The organism is Agromyces sp. NPDC004153 (assembly GCF_053603635.1).
In genome coordinates this window covers 157,579-175,085 of the sequence record NZ_JBSGFY010000001.1, presented here as the reverse complement: position 1 = coordinate 175,085, position 17,507 = coordinate 157,579, and the positions used below count along the sequence as shown (strand labels likewise).

17 protein-coding genes are annotated in these 17,507 nt (G+C 72.0%); 8 read left to right on the top strand and 9 right to left on the bottom strand.

What is annotated here, in order from left to right; genetic code table 11:
- Positions 1-13: 13 nt before the first annotated feature.
- From ACWEOH_RS00825 to ACWEOH_RS00815, 3 genes are read right to left on the bottom strand one after another with little or no spacing between them, the layout of a single operon-like run.
- The gene (locus ACWEOH_RS00825) at positions 14-556 is read right to left on the bottom strand and encodes an O-acetyl-ADP-ribose deacetylase (protein ID WP_452027397.1); all 543 of its coding nucleotides are present in this window, start codon (positions 554-556) and stop codon (positions 14-16) included.
- A 33-nt stretch (positions 557-589) separates the two neighbouring features.
- Complete coding sequence (gene mmuM / locus ACWEOH_RS00820; RefSeq protein ID WP_452027395.1) at positions 590-1,489, bottom strand: homocysteine S-methyltransferase; 900 nt, start codon at positions 1,487-1,489, stop codon at positions 590-592.
- Positions 1,490-1,497: 8 nt separating this feature from the next.
- Positions 1,498-1,776: a metal-sensitive transcriptional regulator gene (locus tag ACWEOH_RS00815; protein WP_452027393.1), complete on the bottom strand. Its 279-nt coding sequence runs from the start codon at positions 1,774-1,776 to the stop codon at positions 1,498-1,500.
- 144 nt (positions 1,777-1,920) lie between these two features.
- On the opposite strand from ACWEOH_RS00815, the gene ACWEOH_RS00810 reads away from it, so the two are divergent.
- Positions 1,921-3,909 (top strand): DUF2207 family protein, encoded by a 1,989-nt coding sequence (locus tag ACWEOH_RS00810; protein WP_452027392.1) that lies wholly within the window; start codon positions 1,921-1,923, stop codon positions 3,907-3,909.
- A 23-nt stretch (positions 3,910-3,932) separates the two neighbouring features.
- Here ACWEOH_RS00810 and ACWEOH_RS00805 read toward each other — a convergent pair whose 3' ends face one another.
- Positions 3,933-4,139 (bottom strand): hypothetical protein, encoded by a 207-nt coding sequence (locus ACWEOH_RS00805; RefSeq protein WP_148731808.1) that lies wholly within the window; start codon positions 4,137-4,139, stop codon positions 3,933-3,935.
- Between the two features lie 283 nt (positions 4,140-4,422).
- Between ACWEOH_RS00805 and ACWEOH_RS00800 the strand changes: the two genes are divergently transcribed.
- The 6 genes from ACWEOH_RS00800 to ACWEOH_RS00775 all read left to right on the top strand — a co-directional run bounded on the left by ACWEOH_RS00800 (position 4,423) and on the right by ACWEOH_RS00775 (position 10,248).
- Positions 4,423-6,546 (top strand): DEAD/DEAH box helicase, encoded by a 2,124-nt coding sequence (locus tag ACWEOH_RS00800; RefSeq protein WP_452027390.1) that lies wholly within the window; start codon positions 4,423-4,425, stop codon positions 6,544-6,546.
- Positions 6,547-6,644: 98 nt separating this feature from the next.
- Positions 6,645-7,676, top strand: a complete 1,032-nt coding sequence (locus tag ACWEOH_RS00795; RefSeq protein WP_148731806.1) for a 6-phosphofructokinase — start codon at positions 6,645-6,647, stop codon at positions 7,674-7,676.
- Positions 7,677-7,679: 3 nt separating this feature from the next.
- Positions 7,680-8,162: an 8-oxo-dGTP diphosphatase gene (locus ACWEOH_RS00790; protein WP_452027388.1), complete on the top strand. Its 483-nt coding sequence runs from the start codon at positions 7,680-7,682 to the stop codon at positions 8,160-8,162.
- Positions 8,163-8,251: 89 nt separating this feature from the next.
- Entirely contained in the window at positions 8,252-9,430 is a 1,179-nt protein-coding gene (locus ACWEOH_RS00785) for an anion permease (RefSeq protein WP_452027387.1), read from the top strand.
- Positions 9,427-9,774 (top strand): peptidase, encoded by a 348-nt coding sequence (locus ACWEOH_RS00780; protein WP_452027385.1) that lies wholly within the window; start codon positions 9,427-9,429, stop codon positions 9,772-9,774. The genes ACWEOH_RS00785 and ACWEOH_RS00780 overlap by 4 nt, the downstream gene beginning before the upstream one ends.
- A gap of 144 nt (positions 9,775-9,918) precedes the next feature.
- Entirely contained in the window at positions 9,919-10,248 is a 330-nt protein-coding gene (locus tag ACWEOH_RS00775; protein ID WP_148731802.1) for a DUF4190 domain-containing protein, read from the top strand.
- A 129-nt stretch (positions 10,249-10,377) separates the two neighbouring features.
- On the opposite strand, the gene ACWEOH_RS00770 is transcribed toward ACWEOH_RS00775, so the two are convergent.
- The 5 genes from ACWEOH_RS00770 to ACWEOH_RS00750 all read right to left on the bottom strand — a co-directional run bounded on the left by ACWEOH_RS00770 (position 10,378) and on the right by ACWEOH_RS00750 (position 15,516).
- The gene (locus ACWEOH_RS00770) at positions 10,378-11,163 is read right to left on the bottom strand and encodes a FadR/GntR family transcriptional regulator (RefSeq protein WP_452027383.1); all 786 of its coding nucleotides are present in this window, start codon (positions 11,161-11,163) and stop codon (positions 10,378-10,380) included.
- A gap of 9 nt (positions 11,164-11,172) precedes the next feature.
- On the bottom strand, positions 11,173-11,964 hold the full coding sequence (locus tag ACWEOH_RS00765; protein WP_452027381.1) for a 3-oxoacyl-ACP reductase: 792 nt from the start codon (positions 11,962-11,964) through the stop codon (positions 11,173-11,175).
- A 27-nt stretch (positions 11,965-11,991) separates the two neighbouring features.
- On the bottom strand, positions 11,992-13,347 hold the full coding sequence (locus tag ACWEOH_RS00760; RefSeq protein ID WP_452027379.1) for an aldehyde dehydrogenase family protein: 1,356 nt from the start codon (positions 13,345-13,347) through the stop codon (positions 11,992-11,994).
- Positions 13,344-14,072: a gamma-glutamyl-gamma-aminobutyrate hydrolase family protein gene (locus ACWEOH_RS00755; RefSeq protein ID WP_452031801.1), complete on the bottom strand. Its 729-nt coding sequence runs from the start codon at positions 14,070-14,072 to the stop codon at positions 13,344-13,346. The genes ACWEOH_RS00760 and ACWEOH_RS00755 overlap by 4 nt, the downstream gene beginning before the upstream one ends.
- A 76-nt stretch (positions 14,073-14,148) precedes the next feature.
- Positions 14,149-15,516, bottom strand: a complete 1,368-nt coding sequence (locus ACWEOH_RS00750; protein WP_452027378.1) for a glutamine synthetase family protein — start codon at positions 15,514-15,516, stop codon at positions 14,149-14,151.
- A gap of 240 nt (positions 15,517-15,756) precedes the next feature.
- Here ACWEOH_RS00750 and ACWEOH_RS00745 point away from each other — a divergent pair, with 240 nt between their 5' ends.
- Entirely contained in the window at positions 15,757-17,355 is a 1,599-nt protein-coding gene (locus ACWEOH_RS00745) for an amino acid permease (RefSeq protein ID WP_452027376.1), read from the top strand.
- Positions 17,356-17,507 lie beyond the last annotated feature (152 nt).

Below are 17,507 nucleotides of genomic sequence, written 5' to 3'. Positions count from 1 at the left end.
CGTTCGGCGCGACTCAGCCCAGGTCGAGCCCGAGGCGCTCGGCTGCGGCGCGGAACTCGTCGTGCATGCGGTCGGAGAAGAGCACGAACCGCACGAGGGCGGGTGCGGTCTCCGCGCCGGCCGCGGTCTCGAGCGCGACGAGCGCGGCATCGTCGGCCGGCCAGCCGTAGATGCCGGCCGAGATGGCCGGGAACGCGACGGATGCCGCGCCGAGCTCGTGCGCGACGCGTGCCGAGTTGCGGTACGCCGACGCGAGCAGCAGGCGCCTGGCGTCGGCCTCGGCACCCGGTCCGGGCCACACCGGACCCACCGCGTGCACGACCCAGCGTGCGGCGAGGCGGCCGGCGCCCGTGGCCACGGCGTCGCCCGTGGGCAGTCCGTCGGGGAGCACGGTCGCGCGCAGGGCGCGGCACTCCGCGAGGATCTCCGGTCCGCCGGCCCGATGGATGGCGCCGTCGACGCCCCCGCCGCCGAGCAGGCTCGAGTTGGCGGCGTTCACGATCGCGTCGACGCGCTCGGCGGTGATGTCTCCCATGACGAGCTCGATGCGCGGCATGCGCGGCTCCTTCCTCGAGGTGCGGGGCGGGCCCTACCGGCCCGGGTCCAGGACCCGGGCGACCGTGCGGACGTCGTCGGGCCCGGTGCGGCAGCAACCGCCGATGAGCGCGGCGCCCGCCTCGCGCCACTCGCGCACGAGGGGCTCGGGGAACGCGCCGCTGCCGTGCCAGGTGCGGGTCGCGGCATCCCACCGCTCGCCGCTGTTCGGGTAGACGACGATCGGCTTCGACGTGGCCGATCGCGCCGCGACGATCGCGTCGGCCACCTCGTCGGGCGCGCAGCAATTGACGCCCACCGCGAGCACGTCGTCGCTCGCGGCCGCGATCGCGAGCGCCTCGGCGAGCGGCTCGCCGCTGCGCAGCCGCCCGCCGGCCGGGGTGATCGACACCCACGCGGGCACGCCGACGCCGTCGAGCTCGGCGGTGATCGCCTCGACCTCGGCGAACGACGCCACGGTCTCGACCGCGAGCAGGTCGGGCGCCGCGTCGGCGAGGACCCGGAGCCGGTCGTGGTGCCAGGCGCGCAGCTCGGCGACCCCGAGCCCGAGGTCGCGGTACTCCGAGCCGTCGCCGAGCGTCGCGCCGTAGGGGCCGACGGATGCCGCGACGAACCCGTGCCCCGCCTCCTCGCAGGCGCGGCGGGCCAGCTCGACGCTGCGGGCGAGGATCGCGTCGGTCGCAACGCGATCGAGACCGGCGCGCGCGAAGCCGTCGTGGGAGACCTGGTAGGACGCCGAGATCACGACGTCCGCACCGGCGGCGAGGTACTCGCGGTGCACGTCGAGCACGAGCTCGGGGCGGTCGGCGAGCACGGCGGCGCTCCAGAGCGCGGACGACACGTCGGCGCCGCGCTCGGCGAGACGCGTGCCGAGGCCGCCGTCGAGCACGAGCGGCCTGTCGGCGAGGGCGTCGGCCGGCGTTCGACGCGGCATCCGCTCGACTACCCCCGGTTGTTCGACAGCTCGAAGATGCGCAGCAGCTCGGCGACCGCGGCCTCGCGCTGCTCGCCGCCCGCCTCGTACATCTCGGTCACGTGCGTGCGGAGGTGGTTCTCGACGAGGAGCTTGTTCAGGGAGCCGAGCGACTTCTGCACGGCGAGGGACAACGTGATGATGTCGACGCAGTAGTCGTCGTTCTCGATCATCTTCTCGATGCCGCGCAGCTGGCCCTCGATGATCTTGGTGCGGTGCAGTGCGCGCTTCTTGATGTCATCGATCACCCGAACAGGATACCTCGCGTGCGCCATATACCCCCTGCGGGTATCACCGATGGCCCGGTGACCGTGCCCTCCGCCTGAGGCGACCCCCGATCCGGGGGAGATCCGATCCACCTGAGCGGGTCCGCGGGGCGCTACCGTTGGCACATGCTGGGACCCCTCGCCAGGGCCGCCGCCGCGGCCGTCGTCGCCGCCGTGCTCGTGGCGGCTCCCGCCCTCGGGGCGTCGGCCGCGACGAGCGCGACGGCCCCGGGCGGCACGTCGCACGCCGCGTCCGCGGCGCACGGGGCATCCGGCGACGCGGCATCCGCCCCCGTGGCCGCCGTGCCCACGGACGTCGACGACTTCACGTTCGCCTCGTTCGACGCGGTGTTCGAGCTGAGCCGCGACGAGCATCGGCGGTCGGTGCTCGTGACGACCGAGACGCTCGTGGCGGTGTTCCCCGAGTACGACCAGAATCGCGGCATCCGGCGGGCGATCCCGCTCGACTACGACGGGCACCCCACCGACATCCGGGTCGAGTCGGTGACCGACGAGGCGGGCACGCCACGCCCGTACGAGGTCGCAGAGGACGAGAACGGCGAGTTCCTGCTCATCACGATCGCGGCCGACGACTACGTGCACGGCGAGCAGACCTATGTCATCCGGTACCGCCAGCAGAACGTCACGCTCGAGCCCGACGACGCCCCGATCGACGAGTTCTACTGGGACGTCAACGGCACCGGGTGGGCGCAGCCGTTCGGCCGCGTGCGCGCCGAGGTGCGGATGTCGGCCGACGTGGCCGTCGGGATGAACGGCGACACCGCCTGCTACCGCGGCTGGTACGGATCGGGCACGCCGTGCGAGTCGCTGACGATCACCGACGACGACCCGCCCGTCGTGATCGCCGAGGCCGCGTCGCTCGGGCCGTACGAGAACCTCACGGTCGCGATCGGCTTCGACCGGGGGACGTTCGAGCCGCGCGACTCCTCGTTCGCGGCCTCGCCGGCCGCGATCGCGGGGGCCGTGGCGGCCGGGCTCACCGGGCTCGCACTCGCCGCCGCCGTCGTGCTGCGCGCCACCCGCTGGCGCAGCCACCCCGGACGCGGCACCATCATCGCCCAGTACGAGCCGCCGGACGGCGTGAGCGCCATGGTCGCCGCCGACCTCGTGCGGCACCCCGAGAAGGGCGTCACGGCCACGATCCTCGAGCGCGCGGTCGCCGGCGAGCTGCGCGTCGTCGAGACCGGACGCAAGAAGTACGCCGTCGAGTTCGTGGGCGGCGAGCCCGGAGACGCGCACGCCCGCTCGGTCGTCTCCGCGCTGTTCCGCGGCGGTCCGGTCCCGGGAGCCACCCGGCAGCTGAAGTCGAGCGACACCGCGCTCGGGCGGCGGCTCCTCTCCATCCGCCAGTCCGTCGCGAAGGGCGTCGTGCGCTCCGGCCTGCGGCGCAAGCCCGATCCCGGGTTGCGGGCCCTCCTCGCCGTGGGCGCGATCGCCGCCGCCACGCTCAGCGTGGTGCTCGGCATCTTCGCGATCGACGACCGCCGCGGCGGGGCATGGCCGGCGATCCTCTTCATCCTCGCGATCGTGGCCGCGCTCGTGACCGTCGTGCTCGTCGGGAACGTGCGGCCGCTCACCGAGCGCGGCCGGGAGTTCCGCGACCACCTCGAGGGCCTGCGGCTCTACATCCGACTCGCCGAGGCCGACCGGCTGCGCGTGCTGCAGAGCCCGAGCGGCGCGCTGCGCGTCGAGCGACCCCCCGCGTCATCCCTCGCGGCCGCTGCGGCGTCGGCGTCGCGCGCGTCGACGGATGCCGCGACGGCGACCGCGACCGCCACGGCCACCGCGCCCCTCGACCCCGCCGTCGTCCTGAAGCTCAACGAGCGCCTGCTGCCGTACGCGGTGCTGTTCGGACTCGAGCGGGAGTGGAGCCGCGTGCTCGCCGACCTCTACGAGGCGCGCGGCGAGGAACCGACGTGGTACTCGGGCCGGAGCGGCTTCAATGCGGGGTCGTTCGGCATCGCGGTGTCGTCGTTCTCGTCGGCGTCGAGCACCTCGTGGTCGGGCTCGAGCTCGAACTCGTCGTCGAGCGGCTCGTCGGGCGGCGGCTCGTCGGGCGGCGGCGGTGGCGGCGGCGGAGGCGGCGGAGTCTGAGTCGGGCGGGCGACGGACCCGCGTCAGCCCTCGTCGGCGGCTGAACGCTCGTCGCGGAAGTCGACGTGGCGTTCGGCGTCGATGCCCGGCACCTCGTCCTCGAGGCTGTCGTCGAGCCCGCGATGGTCGTCGTCGGGGGCGAGTTCGTCCTCGTCGAACTCGGTGTCCTGCGCGACGGTGAATTCGTCGTCGTCGGGCGACGCGGCGCCCGACCCAGCGAGAGCGTCCATGGTCGAAGCATAGGCCGACTCCGGCCCACCCGCACCGTGCGGAACGGCGTCACGTCGCGCCCCCCGCGTTCCTGCGGCTAGAATGGCATGGCGCCCGACGAATCCGTTCTTCGGCCGACCGCGTGAGCCCGGCTCGCGTGCTGCTCGGTTCGGGATTCGGCGTACGGCATGCGGCATCCGAGACGCCACGAGCGGCTCGAGCACGCAGCGGTGTCGAGGGAGCGACCACACGGTCGCGCCGGGGGCGACCTGACAACGGGAGACCGGCCAGAACGGGAGGACCATGGCCCAGACGAGGCAGCGCCAGCGCACGCGATCGCGCGACGACGACGCGCCCATCATCCCGATCCTCGCCCGCAAGGTGCGCGAGGTCGAGACGAAGGCGCAGAAGGGCAAGCTCGGCCCGACCAACCGCACGAAGTTCCAGGTCATCGCGCTGCTCATGCGCGAGGAACGCGCGCGGGTGAAGGCCGACCCCGACGTCGCCGATGCCGCGCGTGCCGAGCTCCTGAAGCGGCTCGACGGCATCGCCCAGATCCTCGCGAAGACCGCCGCCCGCGACACGAGCCTCATCGCGCTCCTCGAGCCCGACGCGTCGATCTCCACCGTGGCCCAGCGCTTCCGGCGCGACTGGCTCCTCGAGTCGGGCGCCGACCTCAGCCCCGACGAGCTGATCATCACCCGCGAGTCGACGCCCGCCCCCGAGCTCGCCGAGAACCAGGTCATCCCGGCCTCGGTGCGCTCGCGCCAGCTCGCGAACCCGTTCCTCGCACCCGACTTCTCCCGTCCCGTCGCCCCGGTCGTTCCCGTGCGCCGGCTCGCGAACTGGGAGCTCCTCGGCCCGCTGTTCAAGTCGTTCGAGATCGGCTCGGGCGGCCAGGCCGCGAGCATGGACCTCCCCGAGGCGCCGAAGGTCGACCGCCTCTCGCCCCGCGGCCTCGAGCTCATGAAGCACCAGATCCGCTTCATCGAGGCCGCTCGCGAGGGGCACCGCACGTTTCTGCTCGCCGACGAGCCGGGCCTCGGCAAGACCGCGCAGTCGGTGCTCGCGGCATCCGTCGCCGACGCCTACCCGCTGCTCGCCGTCGTGCCGAACGTCGTGAAGATGAACTGGGCCCGAGAGGTGGAGCGCTGGACGCCGCACCGCCGGGCGACGGTCATCCACGGCGACGGCGACTCGCTCGACGCGTTCGCCGACGTCGTCGTCGTCAACTACGACGTGCTCGACCGCCACATGGCGTGGCTGTCCACCCTGGGCTTCAGGGGCATGGTCGTCGACGAGGCGCACTTCATCAAGAACCTCTCGTCGCAGCGCTCCCGCAACGTGCTCGCGCTCGCCGACCGCATCCGACGCACCACGCCGGGCGGCGACCCGCTGCTGCTCGCGCTCACGGGGACGCCGCTCATCAACGACGTCGACGACTTCCGTGCCATCTGGCAGTTCCTCGGCTGGATCCAGGGCGACAAGCCGTCGCCCGCCCTGCTCGGGCGCCTCGAGGAGAACGGCCTCACGCCGGCCGACCACGGCTTCTACGCCGAGGCGCGCCGCACCGTGATCGACCTGGGCATCGTGCGGCGCCGCAAGGTCGACGTCGCGGCCGACCTGCCCGACAAGCGCATCGCCGACCTGCCCGTCGAACTCGACGACGAGCTGGGCCGCTCCGTGCGGGCCGCCGAGCGCGAGCTCGGCAACCGCCTCGTCGGCCGGTTCCGCGCCCTCGTCGAGTCGCGCAACCTGCGCGTCGGCGACCTCGACGACGACCAGCGCGACCAGTTCATCCGCGCCATCGCGAGCGCCGAGCTCGAGGAGTCGAAGTCGGCGAAGTCGGGCGAGAACGTCTTCACGATGGTGCGCCGCATCGGCCAGGCGAAGGCGGGCCTCGCGGCCGACTACGCCGCGCAGCTCGCACGCTCGGTCGGCAAGGTGGTGTTCTTCGCGAAGCACATCGACGTCATGGACCAGGCCGAGGCCGCCCTCGCGGCGCGGGAGCTCCGCACCGTGTCGCTGCGCGGCGACCAGACCGCGTTCCAGCGCCAGGCGGCCATCGACGCCTTCAACAAGGACCCCGACGTGGCGGTCGCCGTCTGCTCGCTCACCGCGGCGGGCGTGGGCGTCAACCTGCAGGCCGCGTCGAACGTCGTGCTCGCCGAGCTCAGCTGGACCGCAGCGGAGCAGACGCAGGCCATCGACCGCGTGCACCGCATCGGCCAGGACGAGCCCGTCACCGCGTGGCGCATCATCGCCGCCCACACGATCGACGCGCGCATCGCCGAGCTCATCGACTCGAAGCAGGGCCTCGCGGCCCGCGCCCTCGACGGCAGCGACGTGGAGCCCGGGTCGGCCGACTCGGTGCAGCTCGACGCCCTCCAGCACCTGCTTCGCGCCGCCCTCGACGGCGCGCTGTAGGGCGCGTCGCGCTATAGACTGCGGCAAGTCGAAAACGCCCCGACGTCGTGGCATCCGGCAACGGCCATGTCGAACGAGTTCTTGGGAGTCCCGCACACATGAAGATCGGTCTGCTCACGAGTGGGGGCGACTGCCCCGGCCTGAACGCGGTCATCCGCGGCGCCGTGCTGAAGGGCGTCATCTCCCACGACACCGAGTTCGTCGGGTTCCGCAACGGCTGGCGCGGCGTCGTCGAACGCGACATCATCCCGATCACCCGGCACGACGTGCGCGGCCTCGCGAAGACGGGCGGCACGATCCTCGGCTCGAGCCGCACCAACCCCTTCGAGGGCGAGGGCGGCGGCCCCGAGAACATCCAGCGGATGCTCGACGAGGAGGGCATCGACGCGATCATCGCGATCGGCGGCGAGGGCACGCTCACGGCCGCCCGTCGCCTGCACGACGAGGGCGGCATCAAGGTGCTCGGCGTGCCGAAGACCATCGACAACGACCTCGCCGCGACCGACTACTCGTTCGGCTTCGACACGGCCGTGCAGATCGCGACCGAGGCCATCGACCGCCTGCGCACCACGGCCGACTCGCACGGCCGCTGCATGGTGCTCGAGGTCATGGGCCGCCACGTCGGCTGGATCGCGCTGCACTCGGGCATGGCCGGCGGCGCGCACGCCATCCTCATCCCCGAGCAGCCGCAGTCCATCGAGCAGATCTGCGAGTGGGTCGAGTCGGTGCGCGACCGCGGCCGCGCGCCGCTCGTCGTCGTGGCCGAGGGCTTCACGCTGCCCGGCATGACCGAGGCGCACTCGCACAAGGGCCTCGACGCCTTCAACCGCCCGCGGCTCGGCGGCATCGCCGACGTGCTCGCCCCGCTCATCGAGGAGCGCACGGGCATCGAGTCCCGCTCGACCGTGCTCGGCCACATCCAGCGCGGCGGCGAGCCCACCGCCTACGACCGCGTGCTCGCGACGCGCCTCGGCATGGCCGCCATCGAGGCCGCCTACGCGCATGCGTGGGGCTCGATGGTGACGCTCCGCGGCACCGACATCAAGACCGTGTCGATCGCCGAGGCGACCGGCAGCCTCAACCGCGTTCCCCAGGACCGGTACGACGAGGCGAAGATCCTCTTCGGCTGACGGATGCCGCTGCCCCAGGTCTGCGTCTGCTACCTCGTCCGCGAGCACGGCGGGGTCACCCAGGTGCTCCTCGGGCGCAAGAAGCACGGGCTCGGCCAGGGCTACTTCGTGGGCCTCGGCGGCAAGCTCGAGCCGGGGGAGTCGGCCGTCGAGGCGGCCGTGCGCGAGGTGTTCGAGGAGTCGGGCGTCGACGTCGCGGCATCCGACCTCGAACCGCGCGGCCTGCTGACGTACCACTTCCCGCACCGGGAGGCGTGGAGCCAGGAGTCGAGCGTGTTCGTCTGCCGCACGTGGATGGGCGAGCCGTCGGGATCCGACGAGCTCGACCCCGAGTGGTTCGCCGTCGCCGACGTGCCCTTCGACGAGATGTGGGACGACGCCCGGCGCTGGCTCCCCGAGGTGCTCGCCGGCGGCCGCGTGCGCCGCACCTTCGTGTTCGGTGAGGATCTCGCGACCGTGGTGGCTGAGCCCGAGTCGGTCGCGTAGTATCGTCGGGGCACGGCGCTCGCCGGATCCGCAACCAACGTCCCCTGAACATTCGGTGAATCCCATCGCCGAGACAGAGAAAGACGCCGGTGGAAACCCTCCTCATCGTCGTGCTGGTCATCGCACTGGCGCTCTTCTTCGACTTCACGAACGGCTTCCACGACACGGCCAACGCGATGGCGACGCCCATCGCCACGGGCGCGCTCCGCCCGAAGGTCGCCGTCACGATCGCCGCCATCCTCAACCTCATCGGCGCGTTCCTGTCCACCGAGGTGGCCAAGACCATCTCGGGCGGCATCATCAAGGAGGGCGACGGGGGCGTGCTCATCACGCCCGAGCTGATCTTCGCGGGCCTCATCGGCGCCATCGTGTGGAACATGGTCACCTGGCTCCTCGGCCTGCCGTCGTCGTCGAGCCACGCGCTCTTCGGCGGCCTCATCGGCTCGGCGCTCGTCGGCTTCGGCGTGCAGGCCATCGACTTCAGCGTCGTGCTCTCGAAGATCGTCCTGCCCGCGGTGCTCGCACCCTTGACCGCCGGCCTCGTCGCCTACACGGCCACGAAGCTCGCGTACTCCATCACCCGGCGCTACGACGGCAAGCCCGACGGCCGCGACGGGTTCCGGCACGCGCAGATCTTCTCGAGCTCGCTCGTCGCGCTCGCCCACGGCACCAACGACGCGCAGAAGACCATGGGCGTCATCACCCTCACGCTCATCTCGGTGGGCCTCCAGCCCGTCGGAAGCGGCCCCGAGTTCTGGGTCATCGTGGTCTGCGCGATCGCCATCGCGCTCGGCACGTACATGGGCGGATGGCGCATCATCAAGACGCTCGGCACGGGCCTCACCGATGTGAAGCCCGCGCAGGGCTTCGCAGCCGAGACCTCGACCGCGGCGACGATCCTCGCCTCGACGCACCTCGGCTTCGCGCTGTCGACGACGCAGGTCGCGTCGGGCTCGGTCGTCGGCTCGGGCCTCGGTCGTCGGGGCTCGAAGGTGCGCTGGCGCACCGCGGGCCGCATCGGCGTGGGATGGCTCCTGACGCTCCCGGCCGCCGGCGCCGTCGGAGCACTCGCCGCCCTGGTCGCCCAGCTCGGCGTCGTCGGCATCATCATCGACACGATCGCCGGCGTCGTGGTCATCGCCGCCATCTTCCTGTGGTCGCGGCGCAGCGAGGTCTCGCACCAGAACGTGGTCAGCGAGGTCGCGGACTCGGGCCGGGCAGTGAAGATCAAGCGCAACCCGAAGCCGAAGAAGCAGGTGACCCGATGATCGACTGGGGTGCATTCGTCATCGTCTTCCTCGCGGCGTTCCTGGGCGCGACCGTCGTCGTGAGCACGTACGCGCTCGGCATCCGGCTGCTGACGATCTCGGGTCGTACGCCGATCGTGACGCCGGCGGAGTTCACCGACGCCATCACGGTCATCTCGCCCGCCGAGGCGAAGGCCGCGGCCAAGCGCGCCGCGAAGGCGGCGAGGAAGAGCCCGCTCACCGACGGCCAGAAGCGGGCGGCGTTCGTCGGCGCCTGGACGTGCTTCGTGTTCAGCGCCGTCGCCGTGCTCGTCGGCATCTTCCTCATCGTGCCGGCGCTGCACCGGTTCCTCGGCATCGCCTGACCCGGAATCGCCCCAGCGCCGACACGTGATCGGCATCGCCTGACCGGGCGCCGCCCCACCTCCGGTTCGGGGGGATAGCCCCATACTGCGGGATGCGCGGCATCCGTAGCGTGGAAGCACACCCACGAACAGGAGATCACCACCATGACCACCGCAGCTCCCACCTCGTCGCAGCAGGCGCCGTTCGGCGAGCCGAACCCCTACGCGACCCCCGCCGCATCCGTGGCCGAGTCGCGCGGATTCAGCGTCGCGAGCCTCGTGCTCGGCCTCGTGTCGATCGTCGCGAGCTCCACGTTCTTCGTGCCGATCATCGGCCTCGTGCTCGGCATCATGGCGCTCAGCCGCGAGCCGAACACGCGCACCATGGCCATCTGGGGCATCGTCCTCAACGCGGTGATGCTCGCCGGTACGATCCTCTTCGCATTCGGCGCCGCGCTCGTCGGACTCGCGTTCCTGCCGTTCGCGTTCCTCTGATCGCGTGATCGCGTTCCCGGCGCACCGGGAGCGACGGGCCGCCCCCTGGCTTCGGGGGCGGCCCGTCCGCGTTCGGCGGGTCGTGAGGCGATACGCGGCGGTGCCGGGCGGCGGATGCCGCGACCCGCGTCAGGCGTAGAAGCCGCGCAGCAGCGCCTCGGTGCCCTCGAGGTGCTCGGCCATGGCCGACGCCGCGTCGTCGGGGCTGCCGCGCAGGATCGCGTCGACGATGGCGCGGTGCTGCTGGTCGGAGTGCGCGATGTTCGGCGCGAGCAGCGGGATGCCGTCGAGGAGCTCGTTGACCCGCATCCGCACGTCGGCGAGCAGCGGGATGACGCTCGGCGCCCCGAGCACCTCGGCGATGAGCAGGTGCAGGCGCGAGTCCGCCATGCGGTACTGGTCGCCGCGGGCCGCGCGGCACTCCTCGTACGCCTGCCAGAGCCGCTCGCGATCGCCGGCGGCGAGCTCGCTCTCCGCGGCCCGGCGCGCCGTGCCGACCTCGATGACCGCGCGCAGCGACAGCGTGTCCTCGAGTCGCGCCTGCGGGTCGGTCGGATCGCGATCGAGGGCCGAGCTGCGCGGCGACGCCGTGGGCAGCTCCTCGGAGACGAACGTGCCGCCGTAGCGCCCGCGTCGCGAGACCACCCACCCGGCCTCGGCGAGCGATCCGATGGCCTCGCGGATCGTGTCGCGGCTCACGGCGAGCATGCCCGCGAGCTCGCGCTCGGGCGGCAGGCGCTCGCCCGGTCCGATGAGGCCCAGCCGGATCGACTGCAGCAGGCGCTGCACGGTCTCCTCGAACGCGTTCGCCGGGCGCGCGGGCGTGAGCAGGAGCCCCGCGCTCAGCACCTCCGCGGCGCCGTCGACGGGGGCCGCGGCAACCGCTGCCTGCTCGTCGTGCGCGTCGGTTCGCATGCTTCGAGCCTAGAGCGGCGTGACGTAGGCGGAGCTGATGCCGCCGTCGACGAGGAACGTCGAGCCCGTGATGAACGACGCGTCGTCGCTCGCGAGGAACGCGACCGCGGCCGCCAGCTCCTCGGGCTCGGCGAACCGCCCGACGGGGATGTGCACGAGGCGGCGCTGCGCCCGCTCGGGGTCCTTCGCGAACAGCTCCTGCAGGAGCGGGGTGTTCACCGGCCCGGGGCAGAGGGCGTTCACGCGGATGCCCTGGCGGGCGAACTGCACGCCGAGCTCCCGGCTCATCGCGAGCACGCCGCCCTTCGAGGCGGTGTACGAGACCTGCGACGTGGCCGATCCCATCACCGCGACGAAGGACGCGGTGTTGATGATCGAGCCGCGCCCCTGCGCGACCATGTGCCGCAGCGCGGCGCGCGAGCACAGGTAGACCGACTTCAGGTTCACGTCCTGCACCTTCTGCCAGGCGGGCAGCTCGGTGGTCTCGATGGAGTCGTCGTCGGGCGGCGAGATCCCGGCGTTGTTGAATGCGACGTCGACCGAGCCGTACACGCGGGCGGCTTCGTCGAAGAGGTGGTCCACCTGCTCCTGGTCGGTCACGTCGACCCGCACGAACAGGCCGCCGACGAGCTCGGCCGCGGCCGGGCCCGCCGTGGCGTCCATGTCGCCGATGACGACCGTGGCGCCCTCGGCGGCGAGGCGCTTCGCGGTGGCCAGTCCGATGCCGGATGCCCCGCCGGTGATGACGGCGACGCGTCCGGCGAGCCGCTGGGTGAGGTCGATGCGGGCCAGGTCGGTCATGGTGCTCCTGTCGTAGGGTTCGGTCGGTCAGTCGACGGCGAGGAAGACGTTCTTCGTCTCGGTGAAGGCGAGCGGCGCGTCGGGTCCGAGCTCGCGGCCGAGGCCCGACTGCTTGAACCCGCCGAAGGGCGTGGCGTAGCGCACCGACGAGTGCGAGTTGACGCTGAGGTTGCCCGATTCGACGGCACGGGCCACGCGGATGCCGCGGCTCAGGTCGCGGGTCCAGATCGAGCCCGAGAGGCCGTACTCGCTCGCGTTCGCGAACCGGATCGCGTCGGTCTCGTCATCGAACGGGAACACCGACACGACCGGGCCGAAGATCTCCTCGCGCGCGGCGCGCGACTCGCGCGACGGCGTGAGCACGGTCGGCGCGAACCAGAACCCGGGTCCGCCGGGCGCGCTGCCGCGGAACGCGACGTCGGCGTCGTCGGGCACGAACGAGCGCACGCGCTCGAGGTGCTGCCGGGCGACGAGCGGGCCCATCTCCGTGGTCTCGTCGGCCGGGTCGCCGACCCTCACGCCCGCGACCGCGGGCTCGAGCAGCTCCATGAACCGCTCGTAGACGGTGCGCTCCACGAGGATCCGGCTGCGCGCGCAGCAGTCCTGGCCGGCGTTCTCGAACACGCCGTACGGAGCGGTCGCGGCCGCGCGCTCGAGGTCGGCATCGGCGAAGACGATGTTCGCGCTCTTGCCGCCGAGCTCGAGCGTCACGCGCTTCACCTGCTCGGCGCAGCCCGCCATGATGTGCTTGCCGACCTCGGTCGAGCCCGTGAACACGACCTTGCGCACGGTGGGGTTGGTCACGAACCGCTCGCCGACGACCGAGCCCTTGCCGGGCACGACCTGGAACAGGCCCTCGGGCAGACCCGCCTCGAGGCCGAGCTCAGCGAGGCGCAGGCTCGTGAGCGGCGTCCACTCCGCGGGCTTCAGCACCACGGCGTTGCCGGCCGCGAGCGCCGGGGCGAAGCCCCACGACGCGATCGTCATGGGGAAGTTCCACGGGGTGATGACGCCGACGACGCCGAGCGGCTCCTGGAACGTCACGTCGAGTCCGCCGGCGACCGGGATCTGCCGACCGAACAGCCGCTCGGGCGCGGCCGAGTAGTACTCGAGCACGTCGCGCACGTGGCCGGCCTCCCAGCGGGCCTGCGAGATCGGATGCCCCGAGTTGCGCACCTCGATGGCGGCGAGCTCCTCGACGGCGCCGTCGACCGCCTCGGCGAAGCGCCGCAGCATCCGCGCCCGGTCGACCGGTGCGAGCGCCGCCCATTCGCGCTGCGCGATGGCGGCGCGGGCGATCGCAGCATCCGTCTCGTCGATGGACGCGGACGTGACCGTCGCGACGACCTGCTCGTCGGCGGGGTTCACGATCGTGTGGCTCACGCGATGCTCCTTCTCGTGCGGTGCGTGCGGGCGGCCTCGACGAGGCCGGCGAACAGGCGGCGGTCGGCGGCGTTCTCCTCGGGGTGCCATTGCACGCCCATGCCGAACGGCACCGTCTCGAGCTCGACCGCCTCGATGACGCCGTCCTCGCTGCGGGCGGTGACGGCGAGGCCGTCGGCCACGACGTCGAGCGCCTGGTGGTGGTAGTAGTGCACGGGCAGCGTGCCGGCCTCGTCGCCGAGCACGGCCGCGAGCAGGGATCCGGGCTCGACCGTCACCTCGCCCGCGCCGAAGACGGCGGGCGAGGGCTGGTAGCGCTCGCTCCCCACGACGTCGGGCAGGTGCTGCACGAGCGTGCCGCCGAGCGCGACGTTGAGCACCTGCGCGCCGCGGCAGATGCCGAGGAACGGCAGCTCGGCGGCGATCGCCTCGGTGAGCAGCGCGTCCTCCCAGGTGTCGCGATCGGTGCGCGGGGCGCCCGTGCGCGGGTGCGGCTCCTGCCCGTAGCGGGCGGGGTCGACGTCGGCGCCGCCCGCGACGATGAGGCCGTCGAGCGATGCGAGCACGGTGCGGGCGATCTCGGGTGAGACGGGCTGCGGCGGCAGCAGCACGGCGATGCCGCCCGCGTCGGTGACCGCGTCGAGGTACACCTTCGGCAGGAACGACGCCCGCACGTCCCAGACGCCGGTCTGCGCTTGCTCGAGGTAGGTCGTGACGCCGATCAACGGCGCGGATGCCGCCGGCCCCCGAGCCGGGGCATCCGCGCCGTCCCCCCTCCCACTCGTCGTCGTGAAGTCGAGCTCAGAGTCGTTCGAAGCCACGCACGCGCTCCCAGTCGGTGACGGCCGCGTCGAAGGCCGCGAGCTCGACGCGCGCGTTGTTGAGGTAGTGCTCGACGACCTCGTCGCCGAAGGCCTCGCGCGCCACCGCGGACCCCGCGAACAGGTCGGCGGACTCGCGCAGGGTCGCCGGCACGCGCGCGACGTCGCTCTCGTAGGCGTTGCCCACGAACAGGTCCTCGGGTTCGAGCTCCTGCTCGATGCCGTGCAGGCCCGCCGCGATGAGGGCCGCGACGGCGAGGTACTGGTTCACGTCGCCGCCGGGCACCCGGTTCTCGACGCGCATCCCGTGTCCGTGGCCGACGACGCGCAGCGCGCACGTGCGGTTGTCGAGGCCCCAGGCGATCGCGGTCGGCGCGAACGATCCGGCGACGTAGCGCTTGTAGGAGTTCACGTTCGGCGCCGAGAAGAGGGTGAGCTCCCGCATGGCGGCGAGCTGCCCCGCCAGGAAGTGCCGGAAGAGCTTCGACATGCCGTGCGGGGCATCCGTGTCGCTGAAGACCGCCGACCCGCCTTCGCCGCGCAGGCTGATGTGGATGTGGCAGCTGTTGCCCTCGCGCTCGTCGAACTTCGCCATGTAGGTCAGCGACTTGCCGTGGCGGTCGGCGATCTCCTTCGCCCCGTTCTTGTAGATCGAGTGGTTGTCGCAGGTCGTGAGCGCGGTGTCGTAGCGGAACGCGATCTCCTGCTGGCCGAAGTTGCACTCGCCCTTCACGCCCTCGCAGTACATGCCGGCGCCGTCCATGGCGTTCCGGATGTCGCGGAGCAGCGGCTCCATGCGGGTCGACGCGAGCAGTGCGTAGTCGATGTTGTAGTCGCTCGCGGCGGTGAGGTCGCGGTAGCCCTTGCGCCAGGCGTCGCGGTAGGAGTCGTCGAACACGATGAACTCGAGCTCGGTGCCCACGTGCGCGGTGAGGCCGCGCTCGGCGAGCCGCTCGAGCTGCCGCTGCAGGATGCGACGGGGCGAGGCCTCGACCGGCGTGCCGTCGAGCCACTGCAGGTCGGCCGTCACGAGGGCCGTTGCCTCGAGCCAGGGCGCGATGCGCAGCGTCGTGAAGTCGGGGATCATCGCCATGTCGCCGTAGCCGCGCTCCCAGCTCGACATGGCGTAGCCGTCGACGGTGTTCATCTCCACGTCGACGGCGAGCAGGTAGTTGCAGCACTCCGCGCCGTGCGCGGCGACGTCCTCGAGGAACAGCCGGGCCGAGACGCGCTTGCCGACGAGTCGGCCCTGCATGTCCGTGAACGCGACGATGACGGTGTCGACGTGGCCGTCGGCGACCGCGTCGCGGAGCTGGTCGAGCGAGAGGTATCCGGTCGGTGCCGACATCCGTGGCTCCTCCTCGAGACGGTGAATGGTCTGCGGTGGCGACCATTACATCACAGCCGTGGGCGGCTGCGACACCGGTTCGTGCGCGTTGATTCTGGTCGATCTGCGGAAGCTGCATCGTCACGTCCCCGAAAAAGGTCTGTACGAGCGACCATTGGGAGCCCTATCATCGGGGCCAACCGCATCGCACCCCCTGCGCCGGCCTCCCCGGCCCGCGCCGATGAGAGCTAGGGAGCCGTCATGGCGAAAGACACCTTGAGGGTCTCGGGAGTGAAGTACACGACCGCCGACTCCGGATACTTCGAGAAGCGAAAGCTCACCCGCGCCGCCGGGGTGTGGGGCCTCTGGGGCCTCGCCGTCGCGGCGGTCATCTCGGGCGACTTCTCCGGCTGGAACTTCGGCATCGACTTCGCGGGATTCGGCGGCATGCTCATCGCCTTCGTGATCCTCGTGGCGATGTACTACGGCCTCATCTTCTCGATCGGGGAGATGTCGTCGGCCATGCCGCACACGGGCGGCGCGTACTCGTTCTCGCGCGCGGCGATGGGGCCGTGGGGCGGGTTCGTGACGGGCCTCGCCGAGACCATCGAGTACGTCGCGACGACCGCGGTCATCGTGTTCTTCTCGGCCTCCTACGCCGACGCCATCACGAGCGAGCTGCTCGGCTTCTCGATGCCCGGCTGGGTGTGGTGGATCATCCTGTACCTGATCTTCATCGGCATCAATGCAGCGGGTGCGAACATCTCGTTCAAGTTCGCGATCGTCGTCTCGATCATCTCCATCGCGATCCTGCTGGTGTTCAGCGCCATGGCGATCTTCTCCGGCCAGTTCGCATGGGACAAGCTCTTCGACATCGCCCCCGACCCCGGCCAGACGGCGTTCCTGCCGCACGGCGTGCTGCCGATCCTGTTCGCGCTGCCGTTCGCGATGTGGTTCTTCCTCGGCATCGAGGAGCTCCCGCTCGCGGCCGAGGAGTCGCACGACCCCGTGCGCGACATCCCGCGCGCCGGCCTCATCGCCCGCGGCACGCTCATCGTCACCGGCCTCCTCGTGCTGTTCCTCAACACGGGCGTGGTGGGCGCCGAGGCGACGGGCGTCGCCGCGGAGCCGCTGCTCGACGGGTTCCGCGCGATCGTCGGCGACGAGCTCGCCGCGCTGCTGGCGCTGTTCGCCCTCATCGGCCTGCTCGCGTCGCTCCAGGGCATCATGTTCGCCTACGGCCGCAACATGTACTCGCTCTCGCGCGCCGGGTACTACCCGAAGTTCCTCTCGCTCACCGGCAAGCGCCAGACACCGTGGGTCGCGCTCGTCGCGGGTGCCGTGATCGGCTTCGTCGCCCTCATCGTGCTCGACCTGCTCGCCCAGGCCGACGCCGAAGGCGCCGGTGCGGTGGCCGGCGCGATCGTGCTGAACATCGCGGTCTGGGGCGCGGTGCTCGCATACCTGCTGCAGATGGTCGCGTTCGTGATCCTGCGTCGCAAGTACCCGAACGCCGAGCGCCCGTACCGCAGCCCGTGGGGCATCCCCGGTGCGGTCGTCGCGGCCGTGATCGCCGCGCTCATCTTCCTGGGGTTCCTGCTCAACCCGACGTTCGTGCCGGCGATCATCGCGATCGGCGTCGTGTACGCGGTGATGCTGCTGATCTTCGCGCTGTGGGGCCGCCACCGGCTGATCCTGTCGCCCGAGGAGGAGTACGCGGTCTCGGGCGGCCTGCACGGCAACCCGCAGAAGGAGGGCTACGGCGGCGCGGTCGAGGAGGAGCTGCTCGCCTCCGACGGCATCGACGGCACCGCCGCGTCGACCGCGGTCGACGACGTCGACGAGCCAGACCGGGTCTGAGTCGCGGCGCGAGGGCGGCGGGGCGTGTGGGGGCGTCCCGCCGTCCTCGTGCGTGCGCACGGCCGTCGCGGGCGGACGCCGGAGGCCGCGCCGAGCGGTAGGCTCGAAGGGTATCCGAGTCGCGGAGACCCCGCGCGCGAACAGCGGCATGC